At 65.6% G+C, this 15,392-nt stretch carries 16 protein-coding genes; 15 read left to right on the top strand and 1 reads right to left on the bottom strand.

Annotated elements, in window-relative coordinates:
• The first annotated feature begins 61 nt into the window (after positions 1-61).
• The 13 genes from CI41S_RS07800 (at position 62) to phoB (ending at position 12,159) form a co-directional block, all read left to right on the top strand.
• Positions 62-1,456: an OmpA family protein gene (locus tag CI41S_RS07800; protein WP_139858231.1), complete on the top strand. Its 1,395-nt coding sequence runs from the start codon at positions 62-64 to the stop codon at positions 1,454-1,456.
• 2 nt (positions 1,457-1,458) lie between these two features.
• Positions 1,459-1,755, top strand: a complete 297-nt coding sequence (locus CI41S_RS07795; RefSeq protein WP_139858229.1) for a hypothetical protein — start codon at positions 1,459-1,461, stop codon at positions 1,753-1,755.
• A 101-nt stretch (positions 1,756-1,856) separates the two neighbouring features.
• Positions 1,857-2,447 (top strand): TetR/AcrR family transcriptional regulator, encoded by a 591-nt coding sequence (locus tag CI41S_RS07790; RefSeq protein ID WP_139858227.1) that lies wholly within the window; start codon positions 1,857-1,859, stop codon positions 2,445-2,447.
• Positions 2,444-3,355 carry a haloalkane dehalogenase gene (locus CI41S_RS07785; RefSeq protein WP_139858225.1) on the top strand — a complete coding sequence of 304 codons (912 nt, stop codon included), beginning with the start codon at positions 2,444-2,446 and terminating at the stop codon, positions 3,353-3,355. The genes CI41S_RS07790 and CI41S_RS07785 overlap by 4 nt, the downstream gene beginning before the upstream one ends.
• 10 nt (positions 3,356-3,365) lie before the next feature.
• The gene (locus CI41S_RS07780) at positions 3,366-3,593 is read left to right on the top strand and encodes a SelT/SelW/SelH family protein (protein WP_139858223.1); all 228 of its coding nucleotides are present in this window, start codon (positions 3,366-3,368) and stop codon (positions 3,591-3,593) included.
• Positions 3,594-4,046: 453 nt separating this feature from the next.
• Positions 4,047-5,102, top strand: a complete 1,056-nt coding sequence (locus CI41S_RS07775) for a lysylphosphatidylglycerol synthase domain-containing protein (protein WP_139858221.1) — start codon at positions 4,047-4,049, stop codon at positions 5,100-5,102.
• 82 nt (positions 5,103-5,184) lie between these two features.
• Positions 5,185-6,489, top strand: coding sequence for an ATP-binding protein (locus tag CI41S_RS07770; protein ID WP_139858219.1), 1,305 nt, complete (start codon positions 5,185-5,187; stop codon positions 6,487-6,489).
• A gap of 136 nt (positions 6,490-6,625) precedes the next feature.
• Positions 6,626-7,636, top strand: a complete 1,011-nt coding sequence (gene pstS / locus CI41S_RS07765; protein WP_139480344.1) for a phosphate ABC transporter substrate-binding protein PstS — start codon at positions 6,626-6,628, stop codon at positions 7,634-7,636.
• 224 nt (positions 7,637-7,860) lie between these two features.
• Entirely contained in the window at positions 7,861-8,850 is a 990-nt protein-coding gene (gene pstC, locus CI41S_RS07760) for a phosphate ABC transporter permease subunit PstC (protein ID WP_172626647.1), read from the top strand.
• Positions 8,851-8,854: 4 nt separating this feature from the next.
• Positions 8,855-9,700 (top strand): phosphate ABC transporter permease PstA, encoded by an 846-nt coding sequence (gene pstA, locus CI41S_RS07755; protein WP_139858217.1) that lies wholly within the window; start codon positions 8,855-8,857, stop codon positions 9,698-9,700.
• Positions 9,697-10,515 carry a phosphate ABC transporter ATP-binding protein PstB gene (gene pstB / locus CI41S_RS07750; protein ID WP_139480341.1) on the top strand — a complete coding sequence of 273 codons (819 nt, stop codon included), beginning with the start codon at positions 9,697-9,699 and terminating at the stop codon, positions 10,513-10,515. The genes pstA and pstB overlap by 4 nt, the downstream gene beginning before the upstream one ends.
• Positions 10,516-10,618: 103 nt before the next feature.
• Positions 10,619-11,335: a phosphate signaling complex protein PhoU gene (phoU, locus tag CI41S_RS07745; RefSeq protein ID WP_139480340.1), complete on the top strand. Its 717-nt coding sequence runs from the start codon at positions 10,619-10,621 to the stop codon at positions 11,333-11,335.
• Positions 11,336-11,448: 113 nt separating this feature from the next.
• Positions 11,449-12,159 (top strand): phosphate regulon transcriptional regulator PhoB, encoded by a 711-nt coding sequence (phoB, locus tag CI41S_RS07740; protein ID WP_016844067.1) that lies wholly within the window; start codon positions 11,449-11,451, stop codon positions 12,157-12,159.
• A gap of 83 nt (positions 12,160-12,242) precedes the next feature.
• Here phoB and CI41S_RS07735 read toward each other — a convergent pair whose 3' ends face one another.
• Positions 12,243-12,755 carry a GcrA family cell cycle regulator gene (locus CI41S_RS07735; RefSeq protein ID WP_139480338.1) on the bottom strand — a complete coding sequence of 171 codons (513 nt, stop codon included), beginning with the start codon at positions 12,753-12,755 and terminating at the stop codon, positions 12,243-12,245.
• A 485-nt stretch (positions 12,756-13,240) separates the two neighbouring features.
• Between CI41S_RS07735 and CI41S_RS07730 the strand changes: the two genes are divergently transcribed.
• Entirely contained in the window at positions 13,241-14,440 is a 1,200-nt protein-coding gene (locus CI41S_RS07730; RefSeq protein WP_172627941.1) for an aspartate aminotransferase family protein, read from the top strand.
• Complete coding sequence (gene argF / locus CI41S_RS07725; RefSeq protein WP_139480337.1) at positions 14,440-15,366, top strand: ornithine carbamoyltransferase; 927 nt, start codon at positions 14,440-14,442, stop codon at positions 15,364-15,366. The genes CI41S_RS07730 and argF overlap by 1 nt, the downstream gene beginning before the upstream one ends.
• The last annotated feature ends 26 nt before the right edge of the window (positions 15,367-15,392 follow it).

Here is a 15,392-nt window from a genome sequence, read left to right as displayed (position 1 = left end):
GGGGTTTGACAGTCAGCCAAGGGTTTGTTTTCTCTCTGGTTCCCGACCCGCAGGACCCTGAATGCACGGACTTTTCAAGTGGAGTAGCAAGTGGTGGCCGGGTGTGATTCCGCTGGTCATCTTTTGGGGTATCGCGGCCTGGACCAGCACGGCAACGGTTGAGGGCGATCTTGCCGCGCGTTCTAATGCCGCACTCAAGGACACCGTGCTCGACAAGCGCCGCATCAGCGTCGACGGCCGCGACGTCACCTTTGCCGCCAATGCCTTCTCCGAAGACGGCCGCCTCAGCGCGGTGGCCTCGGTCGACGCTGTGCCGGGCGTGCGGCTGGTCAACGATGAAACCCGCCTTGTTCCCGAAGCCAAGCCGTTCGTCTGGTCCGCCGAACGCGACGTCGTGCGCGTGACGCTTGGCGGCAACGCGCCATTGCCGTCGAGCAAGAGCAAGCTGGTGGAGGCCGCGAAGGCCGGTCTCGGCGGCGTCGAGGTCGCGGACCAGATGGCGCTGGCCCGCGGCGCGCCGCAGCGGTTTGACACCGTGGCGCTGCTGCTGCTCGATCAGATCGGCAAGCTGAAGGACGGCAAGATCACGCTGACCGACACCAAGATCGCGCTCGCCGGCATGGCGCGCGAGCTCGGCGGCCGCGAAGCGATCGCGGCGGCGCTGAAGAACCTGCCGGAGGGCTATTCGGTCGCCGCCAACGACATCAAGGCGCCGCCCTATGTGTTCCAGGCCTACAAGGATCCGGTCGCGGTGACGCTGACGCTGACCGGCTACGTCCCGGACAACAACGTGCACGCCGCGCTGGTCGCCGCGGCGGGGCGAAAATTCTTCAGCGAAAAGGTGGTCGACAATCTCAAGGCCAGCGTCGGCGCGCCGTCGGGCTTTGCCGCCGCGGTGGTGCCGGCGCTCGGCGCGCTGTCGCGGCTGTCGACCGGCACGCTGGTGGTGTCGGACCGCGAGGTCAAGCTGTCGGGCGACGCGCTCTATGACGCCGCCGCCGGCCAGATCCGCGACGGCCTCGGCAAGGATTTTCCGCAGGGCTGGCAGTACAAGGCTGAGGTCACGGTCAAGCCGGCGGCGGCGCCGGTCGATCCCACGGTGTGCCAGCAGCTGTTCTCCGAGATCCTCTCCAAGGGCAAGATCCGTTTCGAATCCGGCAAGGCCGACATCGTCCCTGACTCCGCCGGGCTGCTCGACCGCCTGATCGAGACCGCGATGCGCTGTCCCAACGCGACCATTGAGGTCGCTGGCCACACCGACGGCGACGGCGAAGAGGCCACCAACCGCACGCTGTCGGAGCGGCGTGCGCAGGCGGTGGTCGACTATCTGGTGCGCGCTGGGCTACCGGCCAGCCGCTTCGCGCCGATCGGCTATGGCAGCACGCAGCCGGTGGCCGGCAACGACAGCGAAGACGGCAAGGCGCAGAACCGGCGCATCGAATTCGTGGTGAAGTAACGATGATGGCGCTCGCGACATTCTTCTGGGGTTGGCTGCTGGCGGCGCTGCTGCTCGGCTTCGGCATGGGCTGGATCGCCGTGGTGCATCGGGCGCAGGGCGTCTCCCGGATGTGGATGCGGTGGCTGGCGTTGTTGGCCATCGCGCTGCTCGCCGCGTCATTCAGCCGGATCGTGCCCGGCCGCTTCGGCTACTGGCTCGACCTGTTCCTGGTGATGTTCGCGCTCTACCTGGTCGGCTGCGCCATCGGCTCCTGGCTGCGCGACCGGGTGGTGTCGCGCAGCCGGCCGGCGAACTGAGATCCCAATACCTGCCTGACTGAAAAGGACGCGTCGGCGCCGCGCCGGCGATCCCAAATCGCCGCTTGACAGTTAATACGTACGTACGTATTGATAAAGATATGCCCAAACCCTCTCTACGCGAAACCATCCTCGACGCCGGCCTGAAGGCGATGTTCCGCACCGGCTATCACGGCACCAGCGTGCGCGACGTCACCGCGGCCGCCGGCGCGCCGCAGGGGTCCTTCACCAACCATTTCCGCTCCAAGGAGGCCTTCGCCTCCGAAGTGCTTGACCGCTACTTCCTCTATGTCCGCGGCCTGGTCGCGGAAGCGCTGGATGACAGATCGGCGCCGCCGCGGGCGCGGCTCAGGCGCTATCTCGATCTGATCACCGGCAAGCTTGCCAATGACGGCTTTACCCGCGGCTGCCTGATCGGCGACTTCAGCCTCGAGGCGTCAGGTTCGAGCGAGCTGCTGCGCGAGCAGCTCGACGCGATCTTCCGCGAATGGCGTGTGCCGTTCGCCGCCTGCATTGCCGAAGCGCAGGCCAAGGGCGAGATCGCGTCCGACTTCGATGCCGATGAGCTCGCAGATTTCCTGCTGGCATCCTGGCAGGGCGCGATGCTGCGCATGAAGGTCGAGCGCAGCGAAGCCGCGCTGGCGCGTTTCAAGACGATCGCATTCCAAACCGTATTCAAGGAGCTGCCATGAGCGTGTCTGCCGACATCAGCCTGCATCACCGGCCCGTGCGCGGGACCACGATGGCCTATCGCGAGATCGGTTCGCGCGAGGCGCCGCACGTGGTGTTCCTGCACGGCAATCCGACCTCGTCCTACATCTGGCGCAACATCATGCCGCTGGTCGCGCCGGTCGGGCACTGCGTCGCGCCCGACCTGATCGGCTATGGGCAATCCGGCAAGCCGGATATTGCCTACCGCTTCTTCGATCATGCGGACTATCTCGACGCGCTGATCGATGACCTCGATATCCGATCGGCCTATCTGGTCGCGCAGGATTGGGGCACGGCGCTGGCGTTTCATCTTGCCGCGCGCCGCCCCGACTTCGTGCGCGGGCTTGCCTTCATGGAATTCATCCGCCCGATGCGCGACTGGTCGGATTTCCACCAGCATCAGGCCGCGCGCGACACGTTCAGGAAATTCCGCACGCCGGGCGAGGGCGAGGCGATGATCCTCGACAACAATGCCTTTGTCGAACGCGTCTTGCCGGGCTCGATCCTGCGCCAGCTCAGCGCGGAGGAGATGGACGCGTACCGCGCGCCGTTCACGACGCGCGAGAGCCGCAAGCCGACCTTGATGCTGCCGCGCGAACTGCCGATTGCGGGCGAGCCCGCCGATGTCGATCAGTCGCTCACGGCGGCCCATGCGGCGCTCGCCGCGTCGACCTATCCAAAGCTGCTATTCGTGGGAACGCCCGGTGCGCTGGTCTCGCCGGCATTCGCCGCGGATTTTGCCGCGACGCTCACGCACTGCGCCGTCATTCAGCTCGGCGCCGGTGCGCACTATCTGCAGGAAGACCATCCGGAGGCCATCGGCCGCTCGGTGGCGGGCTGGATCGCCGGCATCGAGGCCGCGTCCGCGCAACCGCGCTTTGCGGCATGAGGAGGCTGACATGACGGAGATCTCGATCACCTATTGCCGACCCTGCGGCTACGAGAAGCGTGCAAAGGAGGCCGCCGCGCTGTTGCGCACGCGCCTCGGGCTGGAGGCGACGTTGGTCCCCGGCAGGGGCGGCATCTTCGAAGTCAGGCTTGGCGACAAGGTCCTCGCCAAGCGCGCCAAGGGGCATTTCCCCGATGCCGCAGAGATCGTCGCGGCGGTGGCCGCCGCGCGGGCGTGACGAGGCGCGCGGCCACGTCCGCGCCAATCTGCCGACCGACGATCTCGCGGCGGCGGCTGCGGCGAATTGCAGCCTGGGCTGATCATTCTGAAGGCAGTATCGGGCCGGGAGCTGCGCTGCGCGGTCGCTTCTGGTCGGAAAGCGCCGGCAAAGCCGTGCAACATCGCCGCCCGGCGCCGCGCCAATGCCGTAGTTTCCCGGATTCACACGCCGATGGTTGGGTGAGTTATCTCCCACACGCGCACCGCGAAGCTTGGTCGCAGGTGACGGGAAACGCTCAAATTTGTGCATCCACTGTCATGAATCATCCCTAATATCTTGAAGATGCGCGTTTTATTGTCTTTTGACGAATTCCACTGCGGCTTAAAACACGCTACACGGGGCAGGGAACAGCGGAGCGTCGGCGGGGTTCGCCCGGGAGCCGCCGTCGCGGGATCGCAACTCGAGGTCTAGATGCTGGAAGCAATACGCAGGGCGATGGCGTTTCTGCGCCAGAAGCAGATCCTGCATAGGCTGGGTGTTGTCATCAGCATCGCCGTCATCGGCATCGCCTGCTACGTCCTCTACCATATGCTGCGCGGCATCGACACCAACGAGGTGCTCGAGGCCATCAAGAGCACCGAGCCGCGCCAGATCGCGCTGGCCGCGCTGTTCGTCACCGCCGGCTACTTCACGCTGACCTTCTACGATTTGTTCGCGGTGCGCGCGATCGGCCACGCCCATGTGCCCTATCGCATCAACGCGCTCGCGGCCTTTACCTCCTATTCGATCGGCCACAATGTCGGCGCCAGCGTCTTCACCGGCGGCGCGGTGCGCTACCGGATCTATTCGGCCTGGGGCCTCAACGCGATCGACGTCGCAAAGATCTGCTTCCTCGCCGGCCTGACCTTCTGGCTCGGCAATGCCGCCGTGCTCGGGCTCGGCATCGCCTATCACCCGGAGGCCGCCGCCAACATCGACCAGCTGCCGCCCTGGCTGAACCGGACGCTGGCGTTTGCGATCATCGTCGCCCTGGTCGCCTATGTGGTCTGGGTCTGGACCCAGAAGCGGGTGGTCGGCCGCGGGCCCTGGACGGTCACTCTGCCGGGTGGGCCATTGACGCTGCTGCAGATCGCGATCGGCATCGTCGACCTCGGGTTCTGCGCGCTGGCGATGTACGTGCTGGTGCCGGACGAGCCCAATCTGGGGTTCGTCGTGGTCGCCGTCATCTTCGTGTCAGCGACCCTGCTCGGCTTCGCCAGCCATTCCCCCGGCGGCCTCGGGGTGTTCGACGCCGCCATGCTGGTCGGCCTCTGGCAGATGGACCGCGAGGACCTGCTCGGCGGTATGCTGTTGTTCCGCCTGCTCTACTATATTGCCCCGTTTGTCATATCTGTAATCTTGCTGACGTTTCGGGAGGTTATCGTCGGCGCCCGACTCAAACGGCTGCCGCAGGCTGATTCGGGTCCCCGCGCCGAGCCGCAGCACGAGGCGGTTTTTGTCCGCAAGCGCGGTGACTCCGGCGCCTGACGAAGCGGCCAGCCAGCTCCTGGCGCGAGGTCGATGGGACCTCCACTGAGCGAGGCACGAACCGAAGGGAAACGCCGCCGCGATGGCAATCGACGACTCGCCTTCCTCCATCTTCTCGCCATGGCCCGACCGCCTGCGCCATGCCGCGCTGATCCTGCTCGCCGCGGCGCTTGCGCTCAGCGTGGTGGTCGCGCTCGGTGAATTGTCGCTGGTGCGTGCCTGCGCGGTGTTCGCCTGCATCGCGGCCGCAGCGCTGGTGCCGTGGCGGCTGCACGATGCGACCGCCTCGCGCGAGGATGTCCGCGGCGTCAATCCGGTCGAGGCCAATGCGGTCAGCGCCGTCGTCGCCGGCATGCCGGATCCGGCCGTGCTGCTCGATCGCGCCGGCCGCGTCATCCACCTCAATGCCGCCGCCGCCGAGCTCGCGCCGGCACTGCGCAAGAACGAACTTGCGCAATTTGCCCTGCGTTCGCCGGAGATTATCACTGCGCTGCGCGAGGCGATCGCGACTGCCGAGCCGCGCCGCGCCACCTACACCGATCACGTGCCGGTCGATCGCTGGATGGAACTGGTGATCACGCCGGTGCCGGTGCCGACCCAGTTCGGCGGCACCGACAAGTGCATGCTGATGACCTTCCACGATCTGACGCCGCTGCGCCGGGTCGAGGAAATGCGCGCCGACTTCGTCGCCAATGCGAGCCACGAATTGCGCACGCCGCTCGCCGCCTTGTCCGGCTTCATCGACACGTTGCAGGGGCCGGCGCGCGAGGACGCGCGGGCGCGCGAGCGCTTCCTCGGCATCATGCACACCCAGGCCACCCGCATGGCGCGGCTGATCGACGATCTGCTGTCGCTGTCGCGGGTCGAGCTCTCGGCCCATGTCCGGCCCGAGGCCTCGATCGATATCGTGCCGATCATCCGCCAGGTGGTCGACGGGCTCGAGGCGCTGGCCGCCGAGCGCCAGGTCGAGATCGATGTCGACCTGCCGGAGACGCCGGTCGCGATCGCCGGCGACCGCGAGGAACTGCTGCGGCTGTTCGAGAACCTGATCGAGAACGCGCTCAAATACGGCGCCTCGGGCGGCCGCGTCATAGTGTCGCTCAGCCAGGCGGCGTCGGGGGACCCGTCGCCCGAAATCCGGGTCATGGTCCGGGATTTCGGCCCCGGCATCGCCCCGGAGCACCTGCCGCGGCTGACCGAGCGGTTCTACCGGGTGGATGTCGGCGACAGCCGCAACCAGGGCGGAACAGGCCTCGGATTATCGCTGGTGAAACATATTCTTAACCGTCATCGCGGGCGGCTTCTGATCGAAAGCGTGCCGAAAAACGGCGCCACTTTTACCGCCTGTTTTCCTCGCCCGAAGACCCTGGTACCGACACAAAGCTAAGCATTTTCAGCAGCTTGGCGCTGTCATCCAACTGTCATCTAACCTTTATAAAACCAGCACCGACCGCTCCTAGATGGACCGGCGTGAGCGCGATCGGGCGCATTCGGCGCTTCGCTCACAAGATGGAGACGACCCCATGAATTTCATCAAAGCAATCGTCGCTGCCGGCATGGTCGCCGCTTCGACGTCGGCCTTCGCTGCCGATATTACCGGCGCGGGCGCGACGTTTCCGTTCCCGATCTATTCGAAATGGGCTGACGCCTACAAGAAGGAGACCGGCAACGGTCTGAACTATCAGTCGATCGGCTCCGGCGCCGGCATCAAGCAGATCCAGGCCAAGACCGTGACCTTCGGCGCCACCGACGCGCCCCTCAAGGCCGAGCAGCTCGAGAAGGACGGCCTCGTCCAGTGGCCGATGGTGATGGGCGCGATCGTTCCGGTCGTGAACCTCGAAGGCGTCAAGCCGGGCGAGCTGATCCTGTCGGGCGAAGTGCTCGGCAACATCTATCTCGGCAAGGTCACCAAGTGGAACGACGAGTCGATCGCCAAGCTCAATCCGAAGCTGAAGCTGCCGGCCGACGCCATCACCGTCGTGCGCCGCTCGGACGGTTCGGGCACCACCTTCAACTTCACCGACTATCTCTCCAAGTCGAACGCTGACTGGAAGTCCAAGGTCGGTTCGGGCACCGCGGTCGAATGGCCGGTCGGCGTTGGCGCCAAGGGTAACGAAGGCGTCGCCGGCAACATCAGCCAGACCAAGAACGCGATCGGCTATGTCGAGTACGCCTACGCCAAGCAGAACAAGCTGACCTATGCCGCGCTGGTCAACAAGGCCGGCAAGACCGTGCAGCCCACCATGGAAGCCTTCCAGGCCGCTGCCGCGAACGCCGACTGGGCCAAGGCTCCCGGCTACTACGTGATCCTGACCGACCAGCCGGGCGATGCCTCCTGGCCGATCACCGCGGCGACCTTCATCCTGATGCACAAGGATGCGACCGACAAGGCGGCCTCGCAGGAAGCCCTCAAGTTCTTCAAGTACGCTTTCGAGAAGGGCGACAAGGCGGCTGAAGAGCTCGACTACATCCCGATGCCGGATTCGGTCGTCAAGCTGATCGAGAAGACCTGGGCCGCGGACATCAAGAGCTAAGTCGCAACGTTTCGAATGAGGCCTGTGCCGCCCAACGGCGGCACAGGTTGAAGTGCCAAGAGCCTGCTCCGCCACGACCCATAAAACCATGGAGCTTGGGCTCGCGCGTCCTTCGGGTCGCAGCCGGAATGACGCCCGGCCCAAAAGCGTCGGTGAAGATCGCTTCGGGGGCGTAGCGGTTTGCGTTGCTTTCACATAGTAGAGAGGGGATAGGCGTGGCAGACATGGCTGTTCAGGGCGATGTGATGGAAGCTGCCGGTCCGTATGATCGCGCCAAGGCCCTCAGCGCGTTCAAGCTCGGTGATGCCACCTTCTACTGGATCACCCGTATCTCGGCGATCTCGGTCCTCCTGATCCTCGGCGGCATCATCCTGTCGCTGATCGTCGGCGCTTGGCCGGCGATGCGGGAATACGGCTTCGCCTTCCTGTTCACGCAGCGCTGGGCGCCCTCGGCCGATCCGCCGGTGCTCGGCGCGCTCGGTCCGATCTACGGCACGCTGATCACCTCGGTGATCGCGATGATGATCGCGATTCCGGTCGGCATCGGCATTGCCGTGTTCCTCACCGAGCTGTGCCCGCAATGGCTGCGCCGCCCGATCGGCATCGCGATCGAGCTGCTCGCCGGCATCCCCTCGATCATCTACGGCATGTGGGGCTTCTTCGTGCTGGGCCCGTTCCTCGCCAACACCTTCCAGCCCTTCATGATCCGGATCTTCGAGGGCGTGCCGGTGCTGGGCGCGATCTTCGCCGGCCCGCCGTCCTATCTCAGCCTGTTCAATGCGGCGCTGATCCTGGCGATCATGGTGCTGCCCTTCATCACCGCGATCTCGGTCGACGTGTTCAAGACCGTGCCGCCGGTGCTCAAGGAGGCCGCCTACGGCATGGGGTGCACCACCTGGGAAGTCGTCAAGAACGTGGTGATCCCCTACACCCGGGTCGGCGTGATCGGCGGCATCATGCTGGCGCTCGGCCGCGCGCTCGGCGAGACCATGGCGGTGACCTTCATCATCGGCAACTCGTTCCGCATCTCATCGTCGATCTTCGCGCCGGGCACCACGATCTCGGCGGCGATCGCCAGCGAATTCGCCGAGAGCGACGGGCTGCATCAGTCCGGCCTGATCCTGCTCGGCCTGCTGCTGTTCGTGTTGACCTTCTTCGTGCTCGCCGCGGCGCGTCTGATGCTGATGCGGCTTGAGAACAAGGCGGGGAAGTGACGTCATGAACCCGATCTACAAATCCCGCCGCCGCAACGACATCATCATCCGCGCGCTCTGCTTCGGTGCCGCCGCGTTCGGCGTCACCTGGCTGGCGCTAATCCTGATCACGCTGCTCTACAACGGCCTTGCCGGCATGAGCGTGCAGTTGTTCACCCAGAACACGCCGCCGCCCGGCTCGACCGAAGGCGGCCTGCTCAACGCCATCGTCGGCTCGGTCATCATGACCGTGATCGGGGTCGGCATCGGCGCGCCGCTCGGCCTGTTCGCCGGCACCTACCTTGCCGAATACGGCAAGCATGACAAGCTGACCTCGGTGATCCGCTTCATCAACGACATCCTGCTCAGCGCCCCCTCGATCATCATCGGCCTGTTCATCTACGGCGCGGTGGTGGTGCCGATGCGCGGCTTCTCGGCGATCGCCGGCGCGCTCGCGCTCGCCGTCATCGTCATCCCGGTCGTGCTGCGCACCACCGAGGACATGCTGCTGCTGGTGCCCAATCCGCTGCGCGAGGCGGCAAGCGCGCTCGGCCTGCCGCGTTCGCTGGTGATCAAGCGGATCGCCTACCGTGCCGCGCGGTCGGGCCTGATCACCGGTGTGCTGCTGGCGACCGCCCGCGTCGCCGGCGAGACCGCGCCGCTGCTGTTCACCGCGCTGTCGAACCAGTTCTTCAGCCTGAGCCTGAACAAGACGATGGCCAACCTGCCGGTGACCATCAACAACTTCGTGCAAAGCCCCTACGCCTACTGGAAGGAGTTGGCCTGGAGCGGCGCACTGCTCATCACCTTCACCGTGCTCGCGCTCAATATCGGCGCGCGTATCCTTGGTGCCGAAAGGGCCGCAAAATGACCGAGCTTTCCATTTCGACCACCGCCGCCGGCCACGTTCCCCAGGCGCCGCTGCCGGAAGCCGCGCCGAAGGTTACGGCGCGCAACCTCAACTTCTATTATGGCGAGCACCACGCGCTGAAGAACATCAACCTGACGCTCGGCACCAACCGCGTCACGGCGTTCATCGGCCCGTCGGGCTGCGGCAAGTCGACCCTGCTGCGCATCTTCAACCGGATGTATGATCTCTATCCGGGCCAGCGCGCGGTCGGCCAGCTGATGCTGGACCAGACCAACATCCTCGACCCCAAGCTCGACCTCAACCTGCTGCGGGCCCGGGTCGGCATGGTGTTCCAGAAGCCGACGCCGTTCCCGATGACGATCTACGAGAACATCGCCTTCGGCATCCGCCTTTACGAGAAGATCTCGAAGTCGGAGATGGACGGCCGGGTCGAGAAGGCGCTGCGCGGCGGCGCGCTGTGGAACGAGGTCAAGGACAAGCTGAACGCCTCCGGCCTGTCGCTGTCCGGCGGCCAGCAGCAGCGCCTGTGCATCGCGCGCACGGTGGCAGTGCGGCCCGAGGTGATCCTGTTCGACGAGCCGTGCTCGGCGCTCGATCCGATCTCGACCGCCAAGGTCGAGGAGCTGATCCAGGAACTGTCCGAGGACTACACGATCGCGATCGTGACCCACAACATGCAGCAGGCGGCGCGCGTCTCCGACAAGACCGCCTTCATGTATCTCGGCGAGTTGATCGAGTTCGACGACACCAACAAGATCTTCACCTCGCCGAGCGATCGGCGCACCCAGGACTACATCACCGGTCGGTTCGGCTAACGCCTGATCGGAAAAAAGCGGGGATGGTTTCCCGCCGAGATCAGGCTGAAATGAAGGCATGAGATCGTGATCCTCTTGGGATTATGATCGAAGGAGACAAGCGATGGCTTCTGAACATACCGCCAAGGCATTCGACAGCGACCTGCAGGAGTTGACCCGCCTGGTCGCCGAGATGGGCGGCCTGGTCGAGCGCATGATCACCGAGTCGGTCGATGCGCTGATCCGCCGCGACGTCGCGCTGGGCAAGCGCGTGGTCGCCGCCGACATCGAGATCGACAGCCTGCAGCGCGTCATCGAAGAGCGCGCGGTGCTGACGATCGCGCGGCGCCAGCCGATGGCGATCGACCTGCGCGAGATCGTCAGCGCGATGCGGGTGGCCACCGACCTCGAGCGGATCGGCGACCTCGCCAAGAACATGGGCAAGCGCGTCGCGGCGCTGGAGAGCGATTTCCAGCCGCTGAAGCTGATCCGCGGCCTGGAGCACATGACCGACCTCGTGCTGTCGCAGGTCAAGTCGGTGCTCGACGCCTACGCCGCGCACGATTTGCCGGCGGCGATGAACGTCTGGAAGGGCGACGAGGAGGTCGACGCGATCTGCACCTCGCTGTTCCGCGAGCTGCTCACCTACATGATGGAAGATCCGCGCAACATCTCGTTCTGCATCCACCTGATGTTCTGCGCCAAGAATATCGAGCGGATCGGCGACCATGCCACCAACATCGCCGAGACCGTGTTCTACATGATCGAGGGCCAGCAGATCACCGACAAGCGCCCGAAGGGCGACATGACCAACTTTGCGACCACGGTGCCGGGTAACTGAAGCACGATCCGGAAAGTGGGTACCGGTTTTCCGACAAGATCGTGCTCATCAGGACGATGAGCGTTTCGGTTTTGCGTCTGGGCAACGGATCAAGATAGAGAGAACTTAGACCGATGAGCGCACGCATTCTGGTAGTCGAAGACGAGGAAGCGCTGACAACGCTGTTGCGCTACAACCTCGACGCGGAAGGCTACGATGTCGAAACGGTCGGGCGCGGCGACGATGCCGACACCCGCCTCAAGGAGCGCGTTCCCGATCTCGTGGTGCTCGACTGGATGCTGCCGGGCCTGTCCGGCATCGAGCTCTGCCGCCGCTTGCGGGCACGTCCCGAGACCAAGCAGCTGCCGATCATCATGCTGACCGCGCGCGGCGAGGAGAGCGAGCGGGTGCGCGGGCTCGCCACCGGGGCCGACGATTATATCGTCAAGCCATTCTCGGTGCCGGAGCTCTTGGCGCGGGTGAAGGGCCTGCTGCGCCGCGCCAGCCCCGAGCGGCTCGCCACCGTGCTGACCTATGGCGACATCGAGCTCGACCGAGAGAAGCGCCGCGTTGCGCGCTCCGGCCGCCCGATCGATCTCGGCCCGACCGAATATCGGCTGCTCGAATTCTTCCTCGAGCATCCCGGCCGCGTGTTCAGCCGCGAGCAGCTGCTCGACAGCGTCTGGGGCCGCGACATCTATATCGACGAGCGGACCGTCGACGTGCATATCGGCCGCCTGCGCAAGCTGCTCAATCCGGGCCGCGAGCAGGATCCGATCCGCACCGTGCGCGGCGCCGGCTACGCCCTCGACGACCGCTTTGCCAAGGCCGAGCCGCAGCCGTAAGGCCCGGTCCGACCGCTGCAACAAAAAAATCCCCGCCTTCGCGGGGATTTCTTTTTTGACGTCTTTGCTGGTTTCGTCGTCGCCTATTTGAGCTGCGGCTTGTTCGACGGCCGGCGGCGATCGCCGGCGGGCTGGTAGGCGACGCGCGAGTGATGCGCGCAATAGGGCAGGCCGGTGAGCGCCTTGCCGCCGCAGAAGAAGAATTCCGGGCTCGAGGGATCGCCGACCGGCCAATGGCAGGTGGCCTCGTTCAGCTCCAGCAGCGACAGCCGCTGGCTCATCGGCACCACGTTGTCGTAGGCGATCGGATCCGGCTCGAGTTCGACCTCGAAGGCCTGCGCCAGCGCGGTGTTGCCGCGCGAGACCGGGCGCGCCACCCGCATCATGTGCTGGGCGGGACGGGCCTTGCGCTGCCGCGGCGCGGCGGTGGAGGGCGCCTTGGCGCGGCCGGACAGGCCGAGCCGATGGACTTTGCCGATCACGGCGTTTCGCGTCACATTGCCGAGTTCCGCCGCGATCTGGCTGGCGGAGAGGCCACTCTCCCAGAGCTTCTTCAGCTGCTCGACGCGATCGTCGGACCAGGTCAATACCGTCATCGCATTCTTCCTTTCGCGGTGCGCCGGCCGGTGATGGGAGCGGCGCTGCGAGCCAAATCTGTCAAAATCCCCGCGGTCAGAATCCCTTAGCCCTCGCCGGGCGTGCTGTTGCGCCCGAACGTTCACGCAGAACAAATGGCTACTAAGAGGGTCCAGTACTGCCGCACGAGATGTCGTACCCGACAGGCCAAACGCTACAATATGGCGTGACTCTGGCGCAAGAGTCCGCGGCAGCGCGTCCACATGTTCCCAACATTTAAGCCTTGCAATCAGGCTTTTCCACTGCTCCGGAATACTCCGGATTGCATGCGTTTCGCATTGCAGGAAGGCCACTTCGTGGCGATTGACACGGACCGGGCGCAGCATAGAATGCCCCGCACGTGCTGCCCGCAAGGCGGCACGTTTTTGTTTTCCGAAGCTGGCCGTTGCTGCGCTGGCGTCAAGGCGCGCGGCAATTGTCGGCCTCAAACCCGTCAGTGATCGCCATGACCGCCACTTCGCATCTGCTCCCTGTGTTTGCCCGGATCGATCTCGGCTTCGAGCGCGGCGAGGGCGCCTGGCTGATCGCAACCAACGGCGACCGCTATCTCGATTTCACCTCGGGCGTCGCGGTGAACGCGCTCGGCCATGCCCATCCGCATCTGGTCAAGGCGCTGCAGGAGCAGGCGACCAAGCTCTGGCACATGTCGAACCTGTTCAAGAGCCCGGACGGCGAGGCGCTTGCGGCGCGGCTGTGCGAGCAGAGCTTTGCCGACTACGTGTTCTTCTGCAATTCCGGCGCCGAGGCGATGGAGGGCGTGATCAAGCTGGTGCGCCACCACCATTTCTCCAAGGGACATGGCGAGCGCTACCGCATCATCACCTTCGAAGGCGCGTTCCACGGCCGCACGCTGGGCACGCTCGCGGCGACCGGCTCGGCGAAATATCTCGAAGGCTTCGGCCCGCCGATGGACGGCTTTGACCAGGTGCCGCATGGCGACATCGAGGCGGTGAAGAAGGCGATCGGCCCGCACACCGCCGGCATCCTGATCGAGCCGGTGCAAGGCGAGGGCGGCGTGCGCGGCGCGCCGCAGGCCTTCTTCAAGGCGCTGCGCCAGCTCTGCGACGAGCACGGCCTGCTGCTCGCCTTCGACGAGGTGCAGACCGGCATGGGCCGCACCGGCGAGTTGTTCGCCTACAAGCGCACCGGCGTCACGCCGGACGTGATGTCGCTGGCGAAGGCGCTCGGCGGCGGCTTCCCGATCGGCGCGGTGCTGGCGAGCGCCGAGGCCGCCGAGGGCATGGCGCCCGGCTCGCACGGCTCCACCTTCGGCGGCAATCCGCTCGCGGTCGCCGCGGCCAATGCCGTCCTCGACGTCATGCTCAAGCCCGGCTTCTTCGAGCACGTGCAGAAGGTGTCGCTGCTGCTCAAGCAGAAGCTTGCCTCCGCGGTCGACCGCTTTCCCGGCGTGCTGTCGGAAGTGCGCGGCGAGGGCCTTCTGATCGGCGTCAAGGCGGTGGTGCCGTCGGGCGATCTGATTGCCGCGCTGCGCAGCGAAAAACTGCTCACCGTCGGCGCCGGCGACAACGTCGTCCGCTTCCTGGCGCCGCTGATCGTCACCGAGGCCGAGATCGACCACTCGATCGCCGCGCTGGAGCGCGCCTGCGCTGCGCTGTCGGCGCAGCCGAAGAAGGCGGCGGGGTAATGAGCAAGTCGGTCCGTCACTTCCTCGACATCAACGAATTGCCGCTCGCCGAGCTGCGCAACATGCTGTCGGCCGGCGCCGCCATGAAGGCGCAGCGCAAGGCGCACGAGAAGGCCAGGAAGCCGCTCGAGGGCAAGACGCTGGCGATGATCTTCGAACGCCCGTCGACCCGCACGCGGGTGTCGTTCGACGTCGGCATGCGCCAGCTTGGCGGTGAATCCATCATGCTGACCGGTGCCGAGATGCAGCTCGGCCGCGGCGAGACCATCGCCGACACCGCGCGCGTGCTGTCGCGCTATGTCGACGCGATCATGATCCGCATCCTCAATCATGATGCGCTGCTTGAGCTTGCCGCCCACGCCACCGTTCCCGTGATCAATGGGCTGACGCGGCGCTCGCATCCCTGCCAGGTGATGGCCGACCTCATGACCTATGAGGAAAACCGCGGCTCGATCGAGGGCAAGACGGTGGCCTGGACCGGCGACGACAACAACGTGCTGGCCTCCTGGGCGCACGCCGCCGAGCGCTTCAAGTTCCAGCTCAATGTCGCGACCCCGCCGGAGCTCGCGCCGAAGAAGCCGATGCGGGACTGGATCAAGGCGACGAATGCGCCGATCGTGCTCGGCACCGACCCGGAGGCCGCCGTGCGCGGCGCCGACTGCGTCGTCACCGACACCTGGGTGTCGATGGGCGACAAGGAGGGCGAGCACCGCCACAACGTGCTGCGGCCCTATCAGGTCAATGCCAAGCTGATGTCGCTGGCGAAGCCCGACGCGCTGTTCATGCACTGCCTGCCCGCGCATCGCGGCGAGGAGGTCACCGACGAGGTGATCGACGGCCCGCAATCCGTCGTGTTCGACGAGGCGGAAAACCGCCTGCATGCGCAAAAGGGCATTCTGGCCTGGTGTTTCGACGCGGTGGCGTAGCAATAACGCTGTCGTCCCGGCCTAGT

Source organism: Bradyrhizobium ivorense, assembly GCF_900696085.1.
In the GTDB taxonomy this organism is placed as follows: domain Bacteria; phylum Pseudomonadota; class Alphaproteobacteria; order Rhizobiales; family Xanthobacteraceae; genus Bradyrhizobium; species Bradyrhizobium ivorense.
This window is presented reverse-complemented; position numbering and strand designations above follow the sequence as displayed.

Bases quoted from the DNA above. Each gene is read 5' to 3' on its own strand.
- CI41S_RS07800 (WP_139858231.1), top strand. From the start codon at position 62: ATGCACGGACTTTTCAAGTGGAGTAGCAAGTGGTGGCCGGGTGTGATT.
- CI41S_RS07795 (WP_139858229.1), top strand. From the start codon at position 1,459: ATGATGGCGCTCGCGACATTCTTCTGGGGTTGGCTGCTGGCGGCGCTG.
- CI41S_RS07790 (WP_139858227.1), top strand. From the start codon at position 1,857: ATGCCCAAACCCTCTCTACGCGAAACCATCCTCGACGCCGGCCTGAAG.
- CI41S_RS07785 (WP_139858225.1), top strand. From the start codon at position 2,444: ATGAGCGTGTCTGCCGACATCAGCCTGCATCACCGGCCCGTGCGCGGG.
- CI41S_RS07780 (WP_139858223.1), top strand. From the start codon at position 3,366: ATGACGGAGATCTCGATCACCTATTGCCGACCCTGCGGCTACGAGAAG.
- CI41S_RS07775 (WP_139858221.1), top strand. From the start codon at position 4,047: ATGCTGGAAGCAATACGCAGGGCGATGGCGTTTCTGCGCCAGAAGCAG.
- CI41S_RS07770 (WP_139858219.1), top strand. From the start codon at position 5,185: ATGGCAATCGACGACTCGCCTTCCTCCATCTTCTCGCCATGGCCCGAC.
- pstS (WP_139480344.1), top strand. From the start codon at position 6,626: ATGAATTTCATCAAAGCAATCGTCGCTGCCGGCATGGTCGCCGCTTCG.
- pstC (WP_172626647.1), top strand. From the start codon at position 7,861: ATGGCTGTTCAGGGCGATGTGATGGAAGCTGCCGGTCCGTATGATCGC.
- pstA (WP_139858217.1), top strand. From the start codon at position 8,855: ATGAACCCGATCTACAAATCCCGCCGCCGCAACGACATCATCATCCGC.
- pstB (WP_139480341.1), top strand. From the start codon at position 9,697: ATGACCGAGCTTTCCATTTCGACCACCGCCGCCGGCCACGTTCCCCAG.
- phoU (WP_139480340.1), top strand. From the start codon at position 10,619: ATGGCTTCTGAACATACCGCCAAGGCATTCGACAGCGACCTGCAGGAG.
- phoB (WP_016844067.1), top strand. From the start codon at position 11,449: ATGAGCGCACGCATTCTGGTAGTCGAAGACGAGGAAGCGCTGACAACG.
- CI41S_RS07735 (WP_139480338.1), bottom strand. From the start codon at position 12,755: ATGACGGTATTGACCTGGTCCGACGATCGCGTCGAGCAGCTGAAGAAG.
- CI41S_RS07730 (WP_172627941.1), top strand. From the start codon at position 13,241: ATGACCGCCACTTCGCATCTGCTCCCTGTGTTTGCCCGGATCGATCTC.
- argF (WP_139480337.1), top strand. From the start codon at position 14,440: ATGAGCAAGTCGGTCCGTCACTTCCTCGACATCAACGAATTGCCGCTC.